20 protein-coding genes and 1 pseudogene are annotated in these 22,958 nt (G+C 70.4%); 11 read left to right on the forward strand and 10 right to left on the reverse strand.

The window, feature by feature from the left end:
- Positions 1-243: 243 nt before the first annotated feature.
- Positions 244-1,035, forward strand: a complete 792-nt coding sequence (locus tag P2Q00_RS41460) for an IS5 family transposase (RefSeq protein ID WP_275779849.1) — start codon at positions 244-246, stop codon at positions 1,033-1,035.
- Here P2Q00_RS41460 and P2Q00_RS41465 read toward each other — a convergent pair.
- A complete protein-coding gene (locus P2Q00_RS41465) occupies positions 992-1,528 on the reverse strand; it encodes a hypothetical protein (RefSeq protein ID WP_275779851.1) in 537 nt (178 codons plus the stop codon). The genes P2Q00_RS41460 and P2Q00_RS41465 overlap by 44 nt on opposite strands.
- 244 nt (positions 1,529-1,772) lie before the next feature.
- The gene (locus P2Q00_RS41470) at positions 1,773-2,690 is read right to left on the reverse strand and encodes a LysR family transcriptional regulator (RefSeq protein WP_275779852.1); all 918 of its coding nucleotides are present in this window, start codon (positions 2,688-2,690) and stop codon (positions 1,773-1,775) included.
- Between the two features lie 100 nt (positions 2,691-2,790).
- Here P2Q00_RS41470 and P2Q00_RS41475 point away from each other — a divergent pair, with 100 nt between their 5' ends.
- Positions 2,791-3,807, forward strand: a complete 1,017-nt coding sequence (locus P2Q00_RS41475; RefSeq protein ID WP_275779853.1) for an NADP-dependent oxidoreductase — start codon at positions 2,791-2,793, stop codon at positions 3,805-3,807.
- Positions 3,808-3,829: 22 nt separating this feature from the next.
- On the opposite strand, the gene P2Q00_RS41480 is transcribed toward P2Q00_RS41475, so the two are convergent.
- The 5 genes from P2Q00_RS41480 to P2Q00_RS41500 form a co-directional block, all read right to left on the reverse strand.
- Positions 3,830-5,719: a VirB4 family type IV secretion system protein gene (locus P2Q00_RS41480; protein WP_275779854.1), complete on the reverse strand. Its 1,890-nt coding sequence runs from the start codon at positions 5,717-5,719 to the stop codon at positions 3,830-3,832.
- A complete protein-coding gene (locus tag P2Q00_RS41485) occupies positions 5,716-6,777 on the reverse strand; it encodes a PrgI family protein (protein ID WP_275779856.1) in 1,062 nt (353 codons plus the stop codon). Before P2Q00_RS41485 ends, P2Q00_RS41480 begins: the two co-directional genes overlap by 4 nt.
- Positions 6,774-8,264, reverse strand: a complete 1,491-nt coding sequence (locus tag P2Q00_RS41490) for a TrbL/VirB6 family protein (protein ID WP_275779858.1) — start codon at positions 8,262-8,264, stop codon at positions 6,774-6,776. Before P2Q00_RS41490 ends, P2Q00_RS41485 begins: the two co-directional genes overlap by 4 nt.
- Positions 8,264-8,674, reverse strand: coding sequence for a pilin (locus tag P2Q00_RS41495; protein WP_275779861.1), 411 nt, complete (start codon positions 8,672-8,674; stop codon positions 8,264-8,266). Before P2Q00_RS41495 ends, P2Q00_RS41490 begins: the two co-directional genes overlap by 1 nt.
- Before the next feature lie 70 nt (positions 8,675-8,744).
- Positions 8,745-9,416 carry a hypothetical protein gene (locus tag P2Q00_RS41500; protein WP_275779862.1) on the reverse strand — a complete coding sequence of 224 codons (672 nt, stop codon included), beginning with the start codon at positions 9,414-9,416 and terminating at the stop codon, positions 8,745-8,747.
- Between the two features lie 517 nt (positions 9,417-9,933).
- Between P2Q00_RS41500 and P2Q00_RS41505 the strand changes: the two genes are divergently transcribed.
- The 5 genes from P2Q00_RS41505 to P2Q00_RS41530 all read left to right on the forward strand — a co-directional run bounded on the left by P2Q00_RS41505 (position 9,934) and on the right by P2Q00_RS41530 (position 15,032).
- Entirely contained in the window at positions 9,934-10,539 is a 606-nt protein-coding gene (locus tag P2Q00_RS41505) for a DUF2637 domain-containing protein (RefSeq protein WP_275779864.1), read from the forward strand.
- 1,172 nt (positions 10,540-11,711) lie between these two features.
- Positions 11,712-12,848 (forward strand): molybdopterin-dependent oxidoreductase, encoded by a 1,137-nt coding sequence (locus P2Q00_RS41515; RefSeq protein WP_275779865.1) that lies wholly within the window; start codon positions 11,712-11,714, stop codon positions 12,846-12,848.
- Positions 12,845-13,258, forward strand: a complete 414-nt coding sequence (locus tag P2Q00_RS41520) for a hypothetical protein (RefSeq protein WP_275779867.1) — start codon at positions 12,845-12,847, stop codon at positions 13,256-13,258. Before P2Q00_RS41515 ends, P2Q00_RS41520 begins: the two co-directional genes overlap by 4 nt.
- 76 nt (positions 13,259-13,334) lie before the next feature.
- The gene (locus P2Q00_RS41525) at positions 13,335-13,928 is read left to right on the forward strand and encodes a hypothetical protein (RefSeq protein WP_275779869.1); all 594 of its coding nucleotides are present in this window, start codon (positions 13,335-13,337) and stop codon (positions 13,926-13,928) included.
- Positions 13,929-13,979: 51 nt separating this feature from the next.
- Entirely contained in the window at positions 13,980-15,032 is a 1,053-nt protein-coding gene (locus tag P2Q00_RS41530) for an NAD-dependent epimerase/dehydratase family protein (protein WP_275779870.1), read from the forward strand.
- A gap of 70 nt (positions 15,033-15,102) precedes the next feature.
- Here P2Q00_RS41530 and P2Q00_RS41535 read toward each other — a convergent pair whose 3' ends face one another.
- Both P2Q00_RS41535 and P2Q00_RS41540 read right to left on the reverse strand, forming a co-directional pair.
- A complete protein-coding gene (locus P2Q00_RS41535; protein ID WP_275779872.1) occupies positions 15,103-16,227 on the reverse strand; it encodes a sensor histidine kinase in 1,125 nt (374 codons plus the stop codon).
- Positions 16,217-16,949: pseudogene (locus tag P2Q00_RS41540) on the reverse strand (response regulator transcription factor). Before P2Q00_RS41540 ends, P2Q00_RS41535 begins: the two are co-directional and overlap by 11 nt.
- Positions 16,950-17,094: 145 nt before the next feature.
- Between P2Q00_RS41540 and P2Q00_RS41545 the strand changes: the two are divergent.
- From P2Q00_RS41545 to P2Q00_RS41560, 4 genes are all read left to right on the forward strand, one after another.
- Entirely contained in the window at positions 17,095-17,823 is a 729-nt protein-coding gene (locus P2Q00_RS41545; protein ID WP_275780072.1) for a glycosyltransferase family 2 protein, read from the forward strand.
- Positions 17,820-18,461: a TIGR04282 family arsenosugar biosynthesis glycosyltransferase gene (locus tag P2Q00_RS41550; RefSeq protein WP_275779874.1), complete on the forward strand. Its 642-nt coding sequence runs from the start codon at positions 17,820-17,822 to the stop codon at positions 18,459-18,461. Before P2Q00_RS41545 ends, P2Q00_RS41550 begins: the two co-directional genes overlap by 4 nt.
- The gene (locus P2Q00_RS41555) at positions 18,458-19,324 is read left to right on the forward strand and encodes a class I SAM-dependent DNA methyltransferase (RefSeq protein ID WP_275779876.1); all 867 of its coding nucleotides are present in this window, start codon (positions 18,458-18,460) and stop codon (positions 19,322-19,324) included. Before P2Q00_RS41550 ends, P2Q00_RS41555 begins: the two co-directional genes overlap by 4 nt.
- Before the next feature lie 110 nt (positions 19,325-19,434).
- Entirely contained in the window at positions 19,435-20,772 is a 1,338-nt protein-coding gene (locus P2Q00_RS41560; protein ID WP_275779878.1) for a glycosyltransferase 87 family protein, read from the forward strand.
- A 255-nt stretch (positions 20,773-21,027) separates the two neighbouring features.
- Here P2Q00_RS41560 and P2Q00_RS41565 read toward each other — a convergent pair whose 3' ends face one another.
- Positions 21,028-22,416 (reverse strand): alpha/beta fold hydrolase, encoded by a 1,389-nt coding sequence (locus tag P2Q00_RS41565; protein WP_275779880.1) that lies wholly within the window; start codon positions 22,414-22,416, stop codon positions 21,028-21,030.
- Positions 22,417-22,958 lie beyond the last annotated feature (542 nt).

Genomic DNA, 22,958 nt, shown 5'->3' on the forward strand with positions numbered 1-22,958 from the left:
CCGCATGATCGGCCAGCTCCACCACTGCCTCCAGAAACACGAACTGTTCGACGAACAGACCGCGTTCCCAACCCAACTTGCCGCCGCAGCTTGACACTTAGCCGCGTGAGGTGTCTGTTGCCGCAGTTGTACGTGCTCGCGCCGGTGGAGTTCAACTCGGTTGCACCGACGTGTGATTGTGTCGCTCACCGGTTCGGGAATGCGGCCGATCACCCGGAACGTGTTCGGCGGTATCCGTCGGACATGACGGACTCGGAGTGGGCCCAGGTCCGGCGGCTGCTGCCGGTGCCGGCCTGGCTGCGCGGCCGCGGCGGGCAGCCGGAGGCGTACTGCCACCGCACGATGCTGGGCGCGATCCGGTATCTCGTGGACAACGGGATCAAGTGGCGGGCGATGCCAGGGGACTTCCCGCCGTGGGACCGGGTCTATGCGTTCTTCCGCCGCTGGCGCGACCATGGCCTGGTCAGGGAGTTCCACGACCGGCTGCGTGAAGAGGTCCGCGAGAGGCTGGGCCGCGACGCGGCACCGACGGCCGGTGTGATCGACTCGCAGTCGGTCAAGGCGGACGCCGTCGTCGGTGCCGACAGCCGCGGGTTCGACGGCGGCAAACTCATCAACGGCCGAAAGCGGCACGTCGTGGTCGACACGCTCGGCCTGCTGCTGGGCGTGATGGTCACCGCCGCGGACACCGGCGACCGCACCGCCGCCCACGTGCTGCTCGGGCAGGTCGCCGACATGCACCACCGGCTGGAACTGGTCTGGGCCGACGGCGGCTACACCGGCAGCCTCGTCGAGCACTGTCTGGCCGCGTTCGCACTGGTCCTGGCGATCGTGAAACGCAGCGACGACATGCGCGGCTTCGTGGTGCTGCCCAAGCGGTGGATCGTCGAGCGGTTCTTCGCCCACCTGATGCGCACCCGTCGTCTGGTGCGTGACTTCGAACGCCGCACCGCCAGCGCCGAGGCGATGGTCTACTGGTCGATGACCCTGCTCATGACGCGCCGCCTTGCCCGGCCGGGCCCTGGGCGAGGGTGAACCGGCCCGGCTGCCGCTCGGCCAGCCAGCCCCGCGCGACCAGGCGTTTCGCCTTCGACCGCAGCGCTTCTACCTTGGCCGGCACCGCGTCCAGGCCGAACATCACGGCCAACTCCTGGCAGCTCACGGGTCCTTGATGGAGCCGGTGCCGGTCCGCGAGGGCCGCGAGGATGCGCTGATAGTCCACCGACAGCACCGACCAGTCCAGCCCCTCACGCCATACCGGCACCTGCGACTTCGGTTTTGCCGCCTGCCTGGCCCCTGAGAGCGTGTCCGTGTTCTGTGGGCCAGGAGCGGCCTTCTGATCAGCGATGTTGCCGTCGTCCGGAGCTAGGACGGTGCCCACTCGTCTGCGGGCAATCGCCCACTCCTGCCATTCCTGCTCGGCCGCGGCCAGCTCGGCCTGGATGCGATCGGCTTCCTCCCGCAGCCCGTCGACTCGACGCCGAGCAGCGAGCTCGTGCTCTTCCAGCAGTCCGACGACCGACGGCATCCGCAACCTCCCGAGGAGCGACAACACGACACGCCACCACTCCCACCGAGTCACCCACGCTATGCCTGACCAGCGAAAACGCCGCCCTCAGATTCGGAACGACAACAGCCACTTAGACGGACAGCACCAGGGCCGTGGCCGCATTCCGCAACCTCGCGATCGCCCGAGTCACCCCGACCGGCTGGCCAACCTGGCCGCCGCCGTCGACCACTGCCGGTCATGCCGGGTCACGCAATCGATCTGATCAGGCCTCGCCGCTGGGAAGGCTCGCGCCCTGGGGGACTGTGGCCCGCAGTTCCCTCACCAGGGCGCGTACGACGGTGGATCTGGCCAGTGCGGAGGTGGTGACGTAGCCGACCTGGCGTGTCGGGCGCTCGGGGCCGAGATCAGTGATGCGGATCGAGTTCGGTGCTCCGGTCAGGGAGAGCGCGGGCATGATCGCCATTGCGTGGCCTCCGCTGACCAGGGCGAGCACCGCTCCGTCGTCCTCGGCCTCGACGGTGGCCTTGGGGATCCAGTCCTGTGCGGCCCACCAGTCGCGGGTGTAGGAGCCGCAGTTCTCGGCCCAGTCGACCAGTGGCAGCGAGCGCGGGGCGGCGTGACCCGGCGCGTGCACCAGGGCATACGGCTCATCGAAGAGTGCGCTGGCGACCAGCCCCGGTTCAAGCGGCACGGTCCCGCCGAGGGTGGCGATGGCGATGTCGGCTTTCCCGTCGGCCACTTCGCCGGCCGTGCCGCGCCCCACCTCGCGCACGATCCGCACCCGCGGCTCGATCCCGGGATACCGGGCGCGCAGCTGCTGCAGGACGGGCGGCAGCAGGTGGAGGGCCGCGCTGCGGAAGGCCGCGATCCGTAGCGGCCCCTGCGCCGCGCCGGAGCGGGCCGCGCCGCGTGCCTCAGTGGTCAGGACGTCCAGCAGGCGCAGGATGTGGCGGGCGTGCGCGACGGCCTTCTCTCCGGCCGGGGTGGGGCGGGCGCCGGTGCGGCCGCGTTCGAAGAGGACCGCACCGATCTTGCGCTCGCTGCCGCGCACCGAGTGGGAGACCGCGGACTGGGTCAGCCCCAGTGTGATGGCCGCGGCCGAGAAGCCGCCGGTGTCCGCGGCCGCCACCAGGACGCGCAGTTCGTGCGGGGCGAGATCGGAGTCGGTCGTGCGGGCCACGGGGTGCTCACCTCAACGTATGAGAAGTGCTCATGGAACGGGGGCTCGCATGAGCCCAACCGGCTGCCCACCAGGCGCATTCCCGCCCTACGGTCCGGTCATGAACGAGACCGCGCTTACCGTGCACCAGACCGCCCGCCCCCACGGCTTTCCCACCGCCGAGCACTTCGCCTTCGTCGAGCACGCGCTTCCCCAACCCGCGGCCGGCAGCGCGCTCGTGGAAAACCTCTACTGGTCCGTCGACCCGTATCACCGCGAGATGATGGACGACGTGCCCGGCGGCTTCGCGCTCGGCGCACCGCTGGAGGGGCGCACCATCGGGCGGGTCATCGCCTCGCGCACGCCTGGGCTGTCCGAGGGCGAGATCGTGTTCCACCGGCGGGGCTGGCGCACGCACGCCGTGGTCACGCCCGGGGAGATCCGGCGGCTGCCCGGCTTCGACGGGGTGCCGCCGACGGCGTACTTGAGCATCCTCGGCGGCACCGGTCTGACCGCCTATGCGGGCCTGACCCGGATCGCCCGGCTCCAGGAGGGCGAGGACCTGTTCGTGTCGGCGGCCGCGGGCGGGGTCGGCACGGCGACCGGCCGGTTCGCCCGGCTGCTCGGCGCCGGACGGCTCGTGGGCAGCGCGGGTACGGCGGCGAAGGCCGCCCATCTCACCCGGGAGGTGGGCTATGACGCCGTCTTCGACTACCACGAGGGGCCTGCCGCCGAACTACTCGGCAAGGCCGCGCCGGACGGCATCGACGTGTTCGTCGACAATGTCGGCGGCGAGCAACTGGCTGCGGCGGTAGGGGCGTTGCGCGAGTTCGGGCGCATCGTCCGCATCGGCACCATCAGCCAGTACAACACTCCCGACGCGGCGCCGCCGCGCTTCAACTACGCGGACATCGTGGAAAAGAGCCTGCGCATGGAAGGCTTCCTGGTCAGCAACTACCGTGACGTGCAAGATGAGTTGTACGAGTTCGCGGTACCCCATCTGCAGAGCGGCCGGCTTGCTCTGGACGAGACGGTCGTCGACGGGTTCGAGCGCATCGTGGACGCGTTTCTGGGAATGCTGCGCGGCCAGAACACCGGCAAGATCATCGTGCGAGACTGCACGCAATCCCGTCCGTAAACCGATGCCTCCCTCCACGGCACTAAGCGGAGTCCAGCGTGATGTGGCCATAGGCGTCAACCTCGAGGTCCTGCGGCTCAAGGGCGGACGGAGCGACCTTGGACGCGGGCAGCGGTTCCTGCGCCGTGCAGTTGTCGGTGTACGCCGCGAGTTCGGCGGGATCGGTGGTGATGAGGTAGTTCTCGGTCGGCGAGGCGATGCTCTGGAAGGCGACCCGTTGCGTGCCCGCGATCAGGAGGCATTGTCCGCGGTCCGCGGTGAGGAGGAACTGCCGTTCCCCGTCGGACAGGTTGAAGGTGCGGGCGATCTCGTCGACGACCTGGGGCGCCTGGCGGAGCAGGATCTGGGTCGCGGCGTTGGAGACGACCGCCTTGCCGAGGTCGCTGCCCAGGACGTCGCCGGTGTCCTGGGTGGCGACGGTCAGTCCGGCCCAGTGCTTGCGACCGGCTTTGGCCATACGGAACAGGAAGTCGGCGCCCGCTGTCTGCCGCATCAGCAGCCAGGCCTCGTCGACGACCACCAGGCGGGGCCTGCGCAGGGCGGGGTTGGCGACCTGGCGCCAGATCGTGTCCAGCGTCAGGAGCGTTCCGATTGCTTTGAGCTCCTCAGGTAGGTCCCGCAGGGAGAAGACGACGAGATGGCCTTCGGGACGGGTGGTGGTGGGGCCGGAGAAGAGTCCGGCGAAGGCGCCGTGCACGAACGGGTGCAGGCGGCCGGCCAGTTCACCATGGTCGAGGTACGTCAGCGCGTCGGTGAGGTCGCGCAGCAGCGGGGCGGGGCTCGTCCAGGTGCGGGGATCGGCGGTGATGCCTGCCTGCTGGTAGGTGGCCACGAGCGCCCGGTCCAGGACGGCCCGGTCGGCAGGCGTGAGACTGCCGCCGAGCAGGACGTCGATGACGGTGTGCAGGAACAGGGAGCGCCGGACGAGAGCATCCTTGGGGGCACTTCGGCGCCCGTCCGGGCGGATGTGGAGCGGCAGATCGAACGGGTTGAGACGTACGCCGTCCGCGCCCAGATGGACGTAGGTTCCGCCCACCGAGGCGGCCAGGCGGGCGTACTCGTCCTCCGGGTCGATCACCTGCACCTCGATGCCGCGATACAGCGAGCGCAGCAACTCCAGCTTGACCAGGTAGGACTTGCCCGCTCCGGATCGTCCCAGCACCACGGAGTTGTGGTTGTCCTGGGCGAAGCGGTCCCAGTGGACCAGGCCCTGGCTGCCGACGTTGTAGCCGTACAGGACGCCGGTGGGGGAGCTGATGTCGGTGGGGTCGGTGGCGAGGAGGTCCGGGCTGGTGAACGGGAAGGCTGCCGAGAGCGCACTGGTGTCGAACGTGCGGCTCATCCTCAGCAGATCCAGGCCCATCGGCAGGCAGGTGACCCAGCCCTGAAGGGTCCGGTAGGTGGCCGGCTTGGCGTCCAGGAGCAGGCTGGCCGCGAGCGCCCGTACGGCAGCCGTCTCGTCCGCCAGCTCTTCGTCGCCGCCGGCGTGGACTGTGAGGTAGAGGCCGACGCGGTACAACTTGCCTTCCCCGCGGGCGAGTCGAGCCGAGAGGTCGTAGGCGTCCTCCGTTGCGGCTTCGACGTGCGGGTCGAGCAGGCGGCCGTGGTCCTGGCCGTAGCGGCGGCCGGATTCGAGACGGGCGAGTTGCCGTTTGAGGCGGTTGGCGGCGGTGACCGGGTCGATCGGGTCGATGTGCAGGCTGACGTCCAGTCGGCCGGGGTAGGTGAGCAGCGGTTGGAGCCAGCCGGGGTGGACTTCCCGCGGGTAGCCGGCGATGGCGAAGGAGGCGACCCGTTCGGCGCCGATGTCGAGCTGGCGGGACCTGACCATCAGGGTGTCGGGGGCGAAGGTGTGGTCGGACTCGGGGTGTGTTCGCGCAGCCCCGTCCGATCGTCGGGCGCGGCGTTTCATGGTGGGTCAACCTCCTCCCGATGGTAGGGGCTTGGGCTGGTGATCACGTCTGCGGCCGCCGCGATGGCCGGTGAGGGCGGCACCAGACTGTCGGGGTTGCAGGCAGTCGTCAGGACGGCGGTGGCTCGCATGGAGTCGAGTGGTGAGACGGCGATGCCGGTGGGGCCGAGCAGTTCCGAGGCCTCTGTGAGGCGTCGCAGCAGCCGCGCTTCCGCAGAACGCTGGAGAGAGCGGCTCGATGGGATGTCGCGCGGTTTCGTCGTACGTCGAGTGAGGACAGTGAAGGGTGACGGGTTGTCCTCCGGTGATACGGATCGCAACGGTTCGCGCAGTACCAGGAGCACCTGCCGACGCAGCAGATTCGCCTCGTGGGCCAGCTGCTCCAGGTAGTCGGCATGCTCACGCGCGGCTGTCTCCAGCGCCGGGTGTGGCAACTGTTCGGCGTACGCACGTAGTTGGGCCACCTGGCCCGACAGATCGAGGCGTTCTGCGCGGACAAGGATTTGCACGGGTGCGGTGAGGGAGTGCAGGTAACTTCCGAACGCGCTGATCAACGCCTCCTGTTCGGTGGGCGTACGCAGCGCGAAGTTGACCGTGCCGCAGACCGCGAGTACGGCCAGCCCGTCCGTGCCCAGGTCGACGAGGCCCGTCTCGGTGACCTCTTGGGCGGGCAACTGCGGCGCAGCAGCAGACGGTGTGTGCGGTTGTCCGGGCTCTTGGCCGACTATGCGCGCCTGGAGCCAGGCGGGTGGTTGCGGCACACCTTCGGGGGCGGTGATCCGGTGGCGAGGGGCCAGGTGCTGTCGTACGGCGGCCAGGGCCAGCCGGTCCAGCGGCAGCCCGTCGCGATGGCCCAGGGCGAGGAGTGTGGCCGTTGCTGCGACGGGCAGGGCGACGACGAGGAACACGACGAGCGGCACCGTGTGGCGGGTCAGGGACCACAGGCCGTACAGCACGGTGCCGGTGACCGTGAGGATGAGCAGTTGGCGCGCGGTGAGGTTGGCCAGCACGGTGTCCTCGCGGTCGACGTCCGCAGGGATGCGTACGGGCTGCGTCACCGCGGGTCACCCCGTCGATCCGGGCCGTGGAGCGGGGGTGTGCCAGCCGGCTGTCCTGCGGCGCGGAAGGTGAGCGGTGGCGGCGGCTGCGGGCTGCGGCGGGGGCGCACGGGTGGCGGGGGTGGGATCGGTTGCTGGAAGTGTGCGGGACCCGCCGACTGCGTGGGACGGGGGAGGGGCCGTACCACTGGCCCGGGAAATGGCGCTCGGAAGAGGGGTGGTTGGGGCGCTGCGGTCCGGCGGGCCATCGGCTGAGGTGAGGGTGGAGGTTTGGCTGGGGGCGGGCTTTGCGGTGATCGGAAGTGGGGGAGGGGCGGCGCAGCAGTGGCGGCCGTGCGAGGTAGTGGCGCGGTCGGTGCCGGCTGATTCGGGGTGGGCGCGAGGAACAACGGCGGGCCGGGTGGCCGGCGGCGTGGGCGGGCGGGGGACCCCGCGTTCGGTGGCGGAGTTCCCGGCCGAGGTCGCCGGGGCGGGACGGCAGGTCCTGCTGGTCCCACGGGCGGTGGGTTGGTGTTGCCGCCGGACGCGCTCGTACCCGCACTGGCGATCCGGGCGAGACGCGGCGCCCTCACTCCGTTGCGCAGCAGCCCGAAGGCCTTGTACAGCAACACGGCTCGCACGGCGCGCCCGGCAAACGAGGGCCGGTGGCTGACCCGCACCGAGCCCAGGATCCAGAACGGAATCTTGAACAGGATGTACAGCAGCGCCACGACCACCAGCACATTGACGAGGCTGTTGCGCACCGAGCCGAACAGACTCAGATTCCCGGGCGTCAAGAACACCCGGATGGCGACGATCAGAGCCACCGACTGAGCCACCTGGATCGCCAGCAAGCCGCCGAAAATGCGCCACCACCAGCGGGCGACTCCGTCCGTCATCGGCAGCGCATGGCACATCAGCGCCAGCGGAGCCCCGACCACCAGCAGGATCGTCAGCGCCACCCGTACGACGTACGTGACCAGCAGTGCCACCAGGACACCGACGGCGACGCCCCACAACACGATCGTGAAGATGCCGGTGCCCGGCAGGAAGCTCTCCAGCACGAAGTCCCGCAGCGCCGCGCCCGCCGACTTCTTGTCGAGCCCTCCACCGAGTACGGCCAACGACAGGGCGTTCGCGAGGTCGACGGCCTTGGCGGCGACGAGCAGCGACATGCTCGCGGCGAGGAAACCCAGCGGGATGCGCGGCCCCAACTCGCGCAGCGAATACTGCGATTGGACGCTCCCATGGGCCATCAACACCACTCCCGCCACCATGACCAGCAGCGAGTAGGAGGCGATGGCGATCTCCCACGAGTTCGACCACAGGTGAGGCACCTGCGGCAGCGACGAGGGCGAGGGCGTCGTGAGGAGGGTCTCGGTCAGCAGCTTGAGCAACGGGTTGAGCGCCGTGGTCACCAGGGATTCGAAGAAGGCGTTGAGGGCCGCGGCGATGCCCTTGGCGATCCAGCCGGCCACGCCCCCGGGGTCGGCGTCGAAGGGGAGCATCAGCTTCCCGTCCCGACGATCCCCTTGAGGATCGCCACGACGAGCGGCGCCAGGGCCGCGAGCCCGTACCCCCAACCGGCGCTCTTGAAGGCCGTCTTGGCCTTCTCCACCTCGCCCGGATCGCCCCCGGCCATCAGGTAGCGGACACCTCCGACGCTCAGGAACACCGTGGCCAGCCCGGCAAGGACACCCATGATCCAGTTCCGGATGTTGTTCAGCACCTCGTTCACGGACTTCGCCAGGGCGAGGACCGTGCCGGCATCGAGGGCGTTCGCCGAGGCGGCACCGACGAGGCACAACGCCAGCACCGCCGCGGAAACGACCGCCCAGCGAAGCGCCCGCCCACCACGCAATGGTGCCCACCCGACGAAACGGGGAGGGCGGCTTCGCGGGAAATGGGGCCTGTACATGCGGCACACCTCCGAGCACGGCACGAACGAATCGCGGGTCGTCAGAACCCCCGCGTAGGAAAAGGCCGCGCTAAGCCCCGCTTTTGGACACCGGGCCGCAGAAATTCTCGACAGAACGGCGCGGCCGTGATGAAACGGGTCGCACGACCGTCCGAACTCGCGCGGCCTGTCCCTCAGTCCGGGTCCGGCCTCGGAGGAACGCGACCAGTCGGTACTCGGCCCGCCGCCGGGCCTTGTAGGCCGCCGGGGCAGTCGTCCTATGCGAGGCCGCCCAGTCCGTCACGGCCTGGCCGTCGAGCCGTGTAGCACCGATCAGGTCCGCCTCAGTCCGGCTGAGGACTCCTTCCCGGACTGCCCGCGCCAGGACGAGGTCCGGGTGGCCCCACGGGCGTTGAGGCGGAGCCGAACAGAACCGGGGCGAGACCGGAACCGGCGCACGCAACGCCTCACTGAGCGCCGCGAACCCTCGCCGGTACGCCGCCCACCGCAGCCGCACCAGCACCCGCGGCCGCTCCACATCGACGGTGGCCAACCCCTCGAGGAAGCCGGCCAGCACCTCGGCGTGCACGTCGTAGGGATCCCCCGGATAGCGTGCCGCCAGCCAGCGGCAGATCCCCGCCAGCGCCGGCAGGGCCATGCCCACGCACGCCATCGTCCAGGACGCCCCCTCCTCGCGTGCGCACTGCACCAGGTGTGCCCAGACCGCATCCCGGGTCCGCCGCGGGCAGCGACGCTGCAGCATCCGTCGACGTACCTCATCCAGCGCAAGCGGCCTGTTGGGCAGGCCGGCAAACAGCCGCCCGTCCAGATGCAGCGGCCTCGGTCCGTCCGCCAACTGCGAGAAGCACTCCGTGGCGACCTGCAACGGCAGGAGACCGTCCGGGTGTTGAGGACGTCGTGCCGCGCCAGCTGGTCCTCCGGCATTCATGTCAGGCGCCTCCTTCACCAGCCGAAGAAGTGATGCCTTCAGGCAGCCAGGACACCAACAAGAAAGGACCAAGAATGGGATCTTGACGCACCACCACGGTCGCAACCCAGGGGATTCCGCTGATACGGAGATCTTTAGTGCCGGCTTAGTAGATGCCTAATGGGTCTTTAGCGGAGATGTAAGCCCTCGGTGGCGCGGCGCTGTCCGCATCGTGAGGTACTGGGCCGGGTCGTGTCCAAAACGGCCCGGAATTCCGGCCTTTATGGATGAGGGCTGGAGATCCGCGCAGCCGGATCGCCCTCCACACGACTCCGGAGGTGAAGGGGACTTCATGCCGCGTCACGCCGAATGGGACCGCTGGATGCGACGCGTGGGAGCCTTGGCCGTGGCGGGAGTGGCCGCCTACGCCTCCTACATCCATCAATACGACTTCGCGCTGCAAGGCGGTGCGGACACGGCGAGTGCCGCTCTCTGGCCGCTGTCCGTGGACGGCTTGCTCCTCCTCGCAACCGCAAGCCTCCTCAAACGGCCGGACCGGACCAATCGGCGCCTCCGCTGGACCGTGTGGGCGGCGTTCTTCATGGGAATCGCGGTCTCCCTGGCCGCCAACATCGCCGCCGCGCCAGCCCTGGCGTGGAAGCCGATGCTGGTCGCAGGCTGGCCACCGGTGGCGCTGCTGCTCGCGGTGGAACTCTTGGCCCACGGTCCGAGCGCGCGTGTGGAAACGGTGCCCGGTAGCCGCCCAGGTGTCGACGAGGCGGTCGCCCGTGATCTTCTGCTGGATCAGGCATGCCAAGTGGACGCCCGGCACCGTGAGTTGCATCAGCGCCCGGTCTCGGCCGAGTCGCTGCGCAAGGAATTGCACATCGGAACCGAACGGTCGAGGCAACTGGTGAGGCAGGTACGCGCGAGCCGGAACGGCGACATCATGCAGTGAGTGGTATTGCCCTCTTTGCTGCCCGCAGAGGTCTTGCCTCGTGTGCGAGCGGAAGGGACTGGCTTGTGCAACTGACGATCACCGGTTACGCCTGAGTCGTGGTTTGTCCCAGCGGCCGCGGTAGGCAGCCGCACGGTGCCGTCGGCTCCTTGGTAGGCCTTGTCCGCCCGGCACGGAACGCCGGCCGCGGTCAGGGTGTCGATGACGTCATGGATGCAGGCGGCCGTGATGTCGTGTGTCGCGCCGGGTAATGCCGGTGACGCCCGGATCACCCGCCCGAACGGATCGGTTATGAGCTGTCCCTATGAGGGTTGGGGCCCCAATCGGGCGGTCCTGGGCGGAGCATCAGTGCCAGGAAGGACTGGTGGGCTCGGGGAGGAGGCCCAGGGATACAGGCTTACGTCGGGATCGATGTGCACCGTCGAAGGTCACAGGTTGCTGTGATGAACAGCGGCGGTGGGAGGTTGCGTCCATGTAGATGGTGTACGGGTTCGATCTGATCCGGGGGTTTGCTCCGGCGTTGGGATGGTGCCCGCATAGATGAACGGTTCCGGCAGCTCACCCTCGAAAACACTGCCCTGGGCAACGGCGCCACCGTCCTCGCGCTGCCTGCTCGTGCCCGGCCGGGCACGGCCGTCCAGAGTTGAGGTGTCGTACATGTGGCTGTGCGGCACTGACCCCTCCGATCGAGCCACTGCTCCTCGCGTGCATGTCATGCTTCATCCTGCGCAACGGCTCCTACATCAAGATCTACACCGACAACATCGGCATGTGGCTGCAGTACACGAGCTACCTCAACGCGGACAGCAGCGGTATCACCATGGCCGGGCCGCATGCTCGCACCGAGGAGCTGATCAAGCAGTCCGGCGTCCCGTACGCCTGCGTTCGGTGCCTCGCAGCGCGCGGACGATCGCCCCCTCGATGCGGAGCGCGCCGTGATCATCGGTCGATGAGTTGCGCAAGAAGCGGAGGACGCGGCCCGTTGATCCTCTCGATGGTCCAAAGCGTGTTGAAGGTCAAGCATGAAAGAATGCGCCGACGCACGCAGTCGTCAGGACAGCGACGGGTGGAGTCCCGCGGGTGCTGCCCGTGTGTCGAGGCCGGAAGACGTCCCTGTTCCGTAAGGCGGCCGGACGTTCCGGGGCGGCCTTCCCTCGGGTGGGATGGAAGGCATGAGATCCCGCTTCTTTCCGCCCGTGTTCAAGGGCAGACTGCACGATGCCCGCACGGCGACCTCGATCGGGCGGTGGCTCGGCCTGGCGTTCGCGGTGTGCTTCTGCACCGGCTTGATCAGTCACTTCATGCAGCACCCGCCGGGATGGCTTGCCAACGAGCTGCCGAGCCGCCCGGTGTGGGGCTACCGGTTCACGCAGGGGCTCCACGTCGCTTCCGGTATCGCGGCGATTCCGTTGCTGCTGGCCAAGTTGTGGACGGTGTATCCGCGGCTGTTCGAGTGGCCACTGGTGCGCTCGGTGCGGCACGCGTTGGAGCGAGTGTCGGTGGCCGTCCTGGTTGCGGCGGCTCTCTTCGAGCTGGCGACCGGCCTGCTGAACACCGCGCAGTGGTACCCGTGGCCCTTCTCCTTCGTGGCGGTGCACTACGCCGTGGCCTGGCTGGTGGTGGGCGCCCTGGTCCTGCACATCGCGGTCAAGGCACCTGAGATCGCGGCACACTGGAGCCGCCGTTCGCCGGGCACGCTGGCCCTGCCGGCCGAGGACGCCCCCGATCGGCGTTCCCTGCTCGCTGCGGTGGCGGCGGCGGTCGGCGCCGTCACCGTGACCACGGTGGGGCAGTCCTTTACCCCGTTGAAGGACCTCACCCTCCTCGCGCCCCGCCACCCCGACCATGGTCCCGAGGGGCTGCCGGTCAACCGGACCGCCGCGGCGGCCGGTGTCGGCCTGATCCACGCCGAGGGCTACCGCCTGACCGTCGCCGGACCGCGGCCCTACTCACTCACGTTGGACGAGCTGAGGGCACTGCCCCAGTACGAGGTCGAGCTGCCGATCGCCTGTGTAGAGGGCTGGAGCAAGTCGGCGCACTGGACGGGCGTGCGCGTCGTGGACCTGCTGGAGCGGGTGGGAGCCCCGGTCCATGCGCGGGTACGGGTGGTGTCGTTGCAGACCAGGGGTGGTTACCGGGTGTCCGAGATGGGCCACGGGCATGCCCGGGACCCGCTGACCCTGCTTGCGCTGTGCCTCAACGGTGAGGAACTGTCGCCGGATCATGGCTATCCGGTGCGTCTGATCGCTCCGAACCGTCCGGGCGTGCTGCAGACCAAGTGGGTCGGCCGACTGGAGGTGCTGTCATGAGGGTCAACGTGTTGCGACTGCTGGCCGGCGCGGCCGGGCTGGCGCTGATGGGTGTCGGCGCGTCCCTGCTGCTGGACAGGCAGCAGGATCTGATGGGTGTGCTGGAGTGGCTCGGCGGGGCGGTCGTGTTGCACGACGCGCTGATCGCGCCGGTGGTGCTGCTTGTCGGGCTGGTGCTGGTCCGTGGCGGGGTGCGGGGGCCGATCCGTGGGGCGCTGCTCGTGGCGGGCGCGCTGACCGCGGTGGCGCTGCCGGTGCTGCTGCGACCGGGGCCGCGGGCCAACTCGACGGTGCTGCCGCTCGACTACCCGCGCAACTGGTTGCTGACCCTGGTGGGCGTGGCCACGGTCACGGCCCTGCTGGTGGCAGCGAAGGAGGTCCGTCGCAGCCGACGGCGTCCACCTTCGTAACGACGGCGTCTTACGGGTGTCTTACGCACCTTCGGCACGGGCCACGCCCAGCCCGGGGCATTCCTACGGTGGCGCCATGCGAACTCTTCGTACGGTGGCCCTCGTCACGGCGCCGCCCCTGCTTCTGGCTGTGGCGGGCCTGGTTCACCCGCGGCATCTCACCGCGTCGACGGCCGCTCACTGGGCGGCACTGCATGTCGCCCTGCTGCCCGTCTTCCCTCTGCTGACGCTCGGCCTGCTGGTGCCTCTGTGGGGCAGACCGGCGCGTGACCTCGACGGCGCACTCACCGTGCTGGCCTGGGCCGGGTGTCTGGGGTACGCGGCCTACTACTCAGGGCTGGACGCGGTGGCCGGTATCTCCGCAGGTACGGTGGCAAGCCACGGGGTGCACGGGGCGGTGGGGTGGCTGTTCTCGACCGGTGACGAGCTGGGCCGGGCAGGCGTGTACGCGCTGACGGTCGCCGCCCTCGCCGCAGCCGCGGTACTGCGGCGGCGCCACGGCGTCCGCGTCCTGCCCGGGGCCGCAGTGGTGCTCGGAGCATGCTGGTCGTTCCTCGACAGCCACATCTTCTGGCCCCGCGGTGTGTTCACCATGGTCGCGTTCGCGGTGGGCTTCGGTCTGCTGAGCGTGGCGGCGTCCCGGCGGTCCGGAAGGCTTACGAACCCCTGACGGATCCCGCCGCAGCATCGGCAGACGCGCATCCAGGCATAGCGTCGAAGCATGTTGATCCTGGTCACCGGAGGTGCGGGCTTCATCGGCTCGCACATCGTCAGCGTTTTCACCGGCGCCGGGCACGAGGTGCGCGTACTCGACGCACTCCTGCCCGCCGCCCACCACACGCCGCCGCCCGTCCCCGATGATGTCGACTGGCGCCACGCGGACGTCCGCGACAGAAGAGCGGTGCTGGACGCGCTGCGGGGCGTGGACGCCGTCTGCCATCAGGCGGCGATGGTCGGGCTCGGCAAGGACTTCGCGGACGCGCCCGACTACGTCGGCAGCAATGACCTTGGCACGGCCGTACTGCTGGCAAGCATGGCCGAGTCCTGGGTACCCCGACTCGTGCTGGCGAGTTCCATGGTCGTCTACGGCGAGGGCCGCTACGAGTGTGCCCGGCACGGCGTCGTACGGCCGGGGCCGCGCCGGATCGCCGAACTGGACGCGGGCCGTTTCGAACCACCCTGCCCACGCTGTGGCGAGCCCCTGTCCGCCGGCCTGGTGGGGGAGGATGCGCCGACCGATCCGCGCAACGTCTATGCGGCCACCAAGCTTGCCCAGGAGGACCTGGCCGCGTCGTGGGCACGGGCGACCGGCGGACGGGTGGCGGCGCTTCGCTACCACAACGTGTACGGACCCGGCATGCCGCGCGACACCCCCTACGCGGGGGTCGCCTCCCTGTTCCGGTCCGCGCTGGCGCGTGGCGAGGCACCTCGTGTGTTCGAGGACGGTGGTCAGCGCCGGGACTTCGTCCACGTCCGGGATGTCGCGGGGGCCAACCTCTCGGCACTGAGCGGGCTGTCCGGTCTGCCGGAGGGTGGCCTGAGGGCGTACAACGTCGGCAGCGGCGACCCGCACACGGTGGGGGAGATGGCTGCCGCCCTGGCCATGGCACATGGTGGCCAGGCATCCGTCGTCACCGGGGAGTACCGGCTCGGCGACGTCCGCCATATCACCGCTTCCTCGCGCAGGCTCCGCGACGAACTGGGCTGGAAACCGGAGGTGGACTTCGCCGAGGGAATGGCGGAGTTCGCGGTCGACCCCTTGCGGGCCGGCTGAGCCTTCCCCGGTACCGACGCGGAAGGGCCGCCCAAGTGCTCTGACGGGGGCGGCCCTTGTGGCAAGGGTCTCAGGCGGCTGTCGGCAGGCGGACCTCGAAGCGGCAGCCGCCGGGCACGTTGTGGACGGCGGCCTGGCCGCGATGGGCCTCGATGATTCCCCGGACGATGGCAAGACCCAGGCCCGCGCCGGCGGGCGGGGTGCGGGCGTCGGTGCCGCGCCAGCCGGTGTCGAAGACGCGGGGCAGGTCTTCGGGCCGGATGCCGCCGCAGCTGTCGGTCACCGAGACGACGACACTGTCGGCCTCCTGTCGCGCGGAGACCGCCACCGTTCCGTCGCTGGGCGTGCGGGGGATGGCGTTGACGAGGAGGTTGGCCAGGACACGGGACATCTCGCGGCCGTCGACCTCGATCGGCACCGGCTCGACTCCGTCGCCGACGATCCGTACGCCGTGCTCCCTGGCCAGGGCAGCGGTCCCCGCGATCGCGTCGCCGACGACGTCGTAGACCGACATCCGGGCCGTGTTCAGGGCGAGCACGCCGGCCTGGATCCGGGAGAGTTCGAACAGGTCGCCGACCATCTCACTGAGCCGGCCGACCTCCCCGCGGATCCGGGCGTGGTAAACGCTCGGGTCGTCCACCATGTCGTCCACCATGTCGTCCTCCAGCGCCTCGGTCATCGCCTGGAGCCGGGCGAGCGGAGTGCGCAGGGCGTGGGAGATCCATGCGACCAGTTCTCGTCGCGATTCCTCCAGGGCCCGCTCGCGCTCCCTGGAGGCGGCCAGTTTCGCGCTGGTGGAGTCCAACTCGCGGACGAGTTGGGCCAGTTCGGCCGTGGGGGCGGTCCTGGGCGGGGTGAAACGGCCCTCGTCACCGAGGGCGCGGGTGGCCTCGGCCAGGGCCTGGCTGCCCTTGACGACGTTGCGGCCGAGGACGAGTGCCACCGCGAGGGAGACGACTGCCGCGATGGAGCACACCATCGTGACGACCCACAGGTCGTGATCCGACAACAGCATCGCCCACGACACGAGCATCGTCCCGGCGAGCATCGCCGCCACGGCAACGGTGGCGACCATGGCCAGGGACAGCGCGACCGAGCGGTTGCGCAGCAGCCTCAGCGCTCCCACACCGAGCACTCCGGCGGCGCCCGCACCGATCGCCGCGTACAGGGCGATCAGGAAGGTGTCACGCAGCATGGTCCGCCCCGTTCGTCCCGGGTACGTCGAAGCGGTAGCCGACCCCCCCACACGGTGCTGACCAGCCGGGGGTTGGCCGGGTCGTCCTCGATCTTCTCGCGCAGCCTGCGTACATGGACGGTGACGGTCGAGAGGTCGCCGAAGTCCCAGCCCCACACGCGGCGCATCAGTTCCTCGCGACTGATGGCCCGCCCGGGATTGCGCAGGAAGAACTCCAGCAGATCGAACTCCCTGATGGTCAGTGCCAGTTCATTCCCCGTGCGGGTGGCCCGGCGAGCCTTGGGGTCCAGAGCGAGAGGCCCGGACCGCAGAGCCCTCGTGGTGACCGGTGCGGACGGTGCGCCCTGTACGGCCATCAGCGCTCCCGCGCGGCGCAGTACGGACTCCACCCGCAGGACCAGCTCCCGGGGGCTGAAGGGCTTGGTGACATAGTCGTCCGCTCCGACCTCCAGGCCGAGGATGCGGTCCTCCTCGTCACCCCGCGCCGTCAGCATGATCACGGGCAGTGGTCCAGCTTCCCGGATGCGCCGGCAGACCTCCAGTCCGTCCATGCCGGGCAGCATGAGGTCCAGTACCACGAGGTCCGGCGGCTGAGCGGTGGCGCCGGCCACGGCGGAGGGGCCGTCGGCGGCCACGTCGACGGCGAAGCCCGCCCGGGTCAGGTATCCGGCGACAACCTCGGAGACGGTCGGGTCGTCGTCCACGACGAGTACGCGTTTCACGGCAGCGAGTCTGGCACCGTCCCTCGTCTGTCAGCACGAGTGACGAGGGATGTCAGAGATCGGTAAGGAGTGCCGCCGACGTCAGAGATCCGTAAGGACACCAAGTCCGTTATGCCCTTTTCCCGTTCGTAGGGTGAGTGGGGTGATCGAGACTCCCCCCTCTTCTCCTGCCCCGGTTGACGTGGTGCTCCCCTGTCTGAACGAGGCCGAGGCCCTGCCCTGGGTGCTCGACCGGATTCCGTCCGGCTGGCGCGCCATCGTCGTCGACAACGGCTCCACCGACGGCTCGGCGGACATCGCCCGCGCCCTCGGCGCCCACGTGGTGTCCGAGCCGGTGCGCGGGTTCGGCGCTGCCTGCCACGCCGGTCTGACCGCCGCCACGGCCGACGTCGTCTGCTTCTGCGACTGCGACGCCTCCCTCGACCCCGCCCTGCTGCTGGACATCGCCGCGCCCGTACTCGACGGCACCGCGGACCTGGTGCTGGGCCGACGGCGCCCCACCACCCCCAAGGCATGGCCTCCGCACGCCCGCCTGGCCAACCTGGAGCTGGCCCGGCTCGTCCGCAGGCGCACCGGGGTGCGCCTGCACGACCTCGGCCCGATGCGCGCCGCCCGCCGCGAGGCCCTGCTCGCCCTGGACCTGACCGACCGGCGCTCGGGCTATCCGCTCCAGATGGTGGCGCGCGGCGCCGACGCCGGCTGGCGGGTGACGGAGATGGACGTTTCCTACCACCCGCGAACCGGCCGCTCCAAGGTCACCGGTACCTGGCGGGGCACCTGGCAGGCCGTGCGGGACATGCGTGCCGTGCTCGCCGAGGCGCCGGCCACCGCCACCGAGGTCGTCGGCGCCGGCATGCGGGGGGTCGGACGGTGAGCGCTCGAACCCCGGTGACCCTGCTGGTGATCGCCAAGGAACCGGTGCCCGGCCGGGTCAAGACCCGGCTCACCCCGCCCTACACACCGCACGAGGCGGCAGCCCTCGCCGAGGCTGCCCTCGCCGACACCCTCCACACCCTGCTCAAGGCCTCCGCACCCAGGCGCGTGCTCGCCCTCGACGGCGCACCCGGCGCCTGGTTGCCACCTGGCTACGACGTCGTACCCCAGAGCCCCGGCGACCTGGACGAGCGGATCGCCGCCGCCTTCGCACACTGCGACGGACCGACACTCCTGGTCGGGATGGACACCCCACAAATGACAGCCGACATGATCGCCGATGTCGGCAGGGACGGCCACGACGCCTGGTTCGGTCCGGCCGCTGACGGCGGCTTCTGGGCGCTGGGCCTCGCCGATCCCACCCGGGCCGGCGCCCTGGTCCGTGGGGTGCCGATGTCGACGGACCGGACGGGCGCGATCCAGCGCAACCGCCTGACCGAGGCAGGACTGGCCGTCGCCGACCTGCCGGTACTGCGCGACGTGGACACCGCTGCCGACGCCGTCGAGGCCGCAGCCCGCTGTGCACGGGGCTCCAGCTTCGCCGCCGTCCTCAACTCGCTGGCGGAGGTGGCCCGATGAGCGGGACAGCAGTCGGCACGGACACTGTCGTGGCCGAGTGGCCGGACGCGGTCGCGACCGAGCCTCGGTCGAAGACCCCGACCGCAGGCGCAGCCAGGAAACACCTGCCGAGGCCCGCCGAGCCCACCACGCCCGTGACACCGGGCGCCCCGTGGACCGACGATCCCTACGCCCACGCTCTGCGCACCGGACGCGGCCCGCTGTTCCTGCGCCGCCTGTCACACCCTGATCGCCGCGACGGCTCCGGCGGGGAGCAAGCGCTGCCGCTGGACGTGGAGCGTTGGTGTGCACCTGCCGATGCGGCGGACACCACCGTGCTGCGCCGATGTACGGGCTCCGTCCTGGATGTGGGGTGCGGGCCGGGACGCCTAGTGGCCGCACTGGCCGCCCGTGGCGTACCGGCGTTGGGCGTGGACCTCAGCCGGGACGCCGTGAAGCGGACCCGGCGCAGTGGCGGTGCCGCCATACGGCGGTCCGTCTACGACCACCTCCCGGGCGAAGGCCGTTGGGGCACCGTGCTGCTGCTGGACGGCAACATCGGCATCGGCGGCGATCCCGTCGCCCTGCTGCGCCGCCTGCGCGAACTGGCCGCCCCCGGCGGGCTCCTGCTGGCCGAGGCAGCCCCGCAGGACCTGGACGAGCGCCTCACCGTCCGCGTCGAGGACGCCCACGGCCACCACGGCCAGCCCTTCTCCTGGGCCAGGCTGGGTACCACCGCGCTGCTGTACGCCGCACGCTCCGCCGGCTGGATCGAGTCCGGCCTGTGGACGGCCGAGGGCCGCCCGTTCGTCCAACTGCGCCGCCCGCATGCGGAGCACCCCGGCGCACAGGCCCCGATCACCGAGAGGCGCCCTCCCGCATGATCGACAGCGCCTCTACGCGTCGGTCGGCTCCTCGGTCCGCCGAACCAGTGCCCGACCACCCCGCCGTACCGGTGAGCCGCCGTGCCGGTCGTACGTGTACAGCGGTAACGGTGGTGCTGCTCGCCGCGCTCGTCGCCGCAGTCGTCGCCACCCTCCGGGCCGGCGACAACCGGAGCGATCCGGGCCGCCTGCTCGTCGGCTACGCCATCGCCTGGGCACTGTTCGCCGCCGGGGTCTGGGCCGTACGCAAGGCCCCGGCGCGCGCCGCGACGTTCCTCGTGCTCGCGGGCTCGGCCGCTGTCGCCCTGGCCGGCCTGGCGGCATCGCCCCGCACCAGCGACGACATGTACCGCTACGCCTGGGACGGCCGGGTGCAGGCCGCCGGCATCTCGCCCTATGCCTACCCGCCGGCCGCGCCCCAATTGGCCCATCTGCGGGACGACTGGCTGTTCCCCACCAGTGGATCCTGCGACGGCTGGGGACTGAGGCGCGCCGACGGCGGAGTGTGCGTCCGCATCAACCGCCCCACCGTTGAGACGATCTACCCGCCCGTCGCCGAGGGCTGGTTCCTGGGCGTCCACGCCCTTTCGCCACCGGGCAGTCGCCACAAGCCGCTTCAAGTGGGCGGCGCGGTGCTGGCGTTCGGCACCACCGCGGCCCTGCTCGTCGTCCTGCGCCGGCGAGGGGACCCGCAACGGGCCGCCGGCTGGGCCGCGTTGTGGGGATGGTGCCCGGCTGTCCCCTTCGAGGCCGTCAACAACGGGCACATCGACACCCTCGGCGTCCTGCTCACCGTGCTGGCTCTCGGCACCGCCACCGCGGGAGCGCGCCGCGGCGCCCTGCTCGGCGCGGCCATCGCGGTCAAGCTGCTGCCCGTGCTGGCCCTGCCCGGCGCCCTGTCCGGGCAGCGCGGCGCGAGACGCATCGGGACGGTGACGGCGGCTGCCGTTGCCGCGGTCGCGCTCGCCTACCTGCCCTACGTCATGGCCTCCGGCACCGGAGTCCTCGGCTATCTCCCCGGCTACCTGAACGAAGAGGGATACGAACCCGGTGACGTACGCCGTTTCGCTCTGCTGCGGCTGATCCTGCCGGACTCCGCCGCCGAAATCGTGGCCATCGCCCTGCTCGCGTTGACGGCCCTGTTCGTGTGGTGGCGCGGCGACCCGGCACGCCCCTGGCGCGGTGCCCTCCTGCTGACGGGCATGACTCTGCTGCTGTTCTCGCCCAACTACCCCTGGTACTCCCTGCTCGTTGTCGCCCTCGTCGCCCTGGACGGCCGCTGGGAGTGGCTGGCCATCACGCTCGCCGGCACGGTCCTGTATCTCGCCGGTCGACTGTTGCCCGGGTTCCCCTTGCAGGCCTGGGCCTACGGCGCCGCCGCTGTCACGGTGGTACTAGGTGCCTGCTTGAGGGGTGTGAAGGCAAGACGTGCGGGCGACCTACGGTGACGAACTCGTCCTCATGCGACGGTAGTTGATCCCTAGGCCCGAACGGATGCGCCGGTTCGGTCAGGACCTTCGCCCGGGTTGATGGACCTCTGCAGGTTCGGCCAGTTGGTTGCCGCAATGCCCGCACGCCCGCTACGACAACTTCGCCGCGCGGCCCCGCCGAGGCCCGCATCGCGAACCCAGCGCGGCGTCGACGGAGGGCTGCGGCTCGCCCGGAGGGGGCGGTGCCGCAGCCCCTGATGGCGCGGGGTCGCTCTACGGGCTGGCGCTGGCCACGCCGCTTTCGTCGACGGTGAACCGTCCGTTCGCGGCGCCGTCGAAGGTCCCGCTCCTGATCCACTCGATCAGCGCCGCCTTGAGCGTGGCATGGGGGCCGGCCCACGGTTCGCCGGGGCGCCCGCCGTAAGGCGTTCCGGACTCCGGTGTGCAGCGCGGGCCGGAGCAGCCCTCCATCTGCATCTGGTGGCTCGCGCACTTGACCTGAACGAGCACCTTGTTCGTCATCGATGCCGGGAGCGCGTTGAAGATGGCGGACGCGTTGGCCGGCGGCGCGGTGGCGTCCTCGAGACCGTGGATGACCAGCGTAGGCGGCGTCAGCTGCCCCGCGACGGCGGTGTTCCAGCCGTAATTGGAGAACGTCGGCGAGCGGTTGAGACCGGTCGGGTTGCCGGGATCGTCCCCTCCCCAGTTCCGTCCCTCGGTGTCCTGCTCCATGATCTGCTTCCAGAACTGATCCTGGCTGCCGGGGATGACACGCCCGGTGCACGCGGCCTCGCGATCTGGCGGCAGCACCGGTGCCCCCGGGCGGCGCTCCAGCGTCAGCGGGAACGTGACGAAGCCCGTCGCCGGCGTCGTCTCCTCGGTCGGTCCACCGAAGAGGGACGACATGAACACGGCACGGTTGACCTTCGCGATGACATCAGCGCTTCCGGGCAGGAGCGGGTTGGGGTTGGCTGCGTACAGTGTCCGCCCTACGCGCGGCCCGCCGAGCGAATAGCCGAGCAGGGTGACCTTGCCGTCCGACGGCTGCGCGCGCGTGATGGCGTCGTCGATCACCTGACGGATGTCGCGTACCCAGACGTCCATGCGTGCAAAGCGGTACTTGCTCGAGTGCGCGCGCCTCTCCCCGCCCAGCGGATTGGTCAGGAGCAGGGTCCCCTGCTGATCGAGGGTGAAGATCGGGTTGTGGGTGCGGTCGCACCCCTCGGGATACGGACAGGTGCCGTCCGCGAGATAGGGCCTGAGGCTCGCGTTGCCCGGATCGTTCAGGCCCTCGTCGAAACGCGTCGAGTGGCCGTAGCCGAGCAGGCTCGGGGCGAAGGTGTCGATTCCCGCCTGCGCGAGTCCTTCCTGCACGCTGAGCGAGCCGCCTTCCGGGGCGGGGGAACGCAAATCGAAGGCCGGCGAGGCGGTGATGGTGCGGCCGTGGATCAGCACCACGGCCCGGTTGGGCACGCCTGGGCATTTCCCGTTCGCGTACACCGGCTGGACGCGATGCACCTGGATCTTCGCAGGTAGCCCGTCGAACTGAGGGTCCGGCATGAGCCCGGGCGGCACCCTGAACCTCAGCCAGTGATCGGCCGTGGCGACGCCGGTCGGAACCTCGTCGCACTGCTGAGCCGACGACTTGGTGGCAACGGCCATCGATGTTGTGCTGGAGGAGAAAGCACCCAGGATCAGGCAGACGCACAGCAGGAGCCACCTCGTCCGGGCCCCGGACCTTCCGTGTCCCCCGGCCCACGCCCGTCGCTCGCGCCCCGCCGAGGCCGCCAGTATGCCCATTATCCCGAGGATTCCGCGGTGTCGTCGAGTCATGCGTGGTGCTGCCATGCCCAAACCTCCTGCCGCTGGACGCGGGGTGAAGCCGACTCTGATCAGTCTGCCCAGCAGGCACGTTGAGAGCGCCCCGCGCACGGGCGCACAGGTGGCACATCAGCGCGCGCGGCGGCGGCGCTTTCACTCTCGCCCCGGGCGGTGGCCGGCCGCCCATGTCCCCGCGCGGGCGTACGACTTGGTGGCCGGAGGCTCCTGGCGCCACCTCGCTCCCTGCGACCACACACGGTGGCACGGCCCCTCAACCACCAAGGAATACGCGAGAGTCGAGTACGCGAGCTCGCCAGCACCGCGGACCGGGTCCTTCATCCCCTCGATCCAGTACGTGCGGGTGGCGGGGGAGGCCGCCACCC

The organism is Streptomyces coacervatus (genome assembly GCF_029223485.1).
GTDB lineage: Bacteria > Actinomycetota > Actinomycetes > Streptomycetales > Streptomycetaceae > Streptomyces > Streptomyces coacervatus.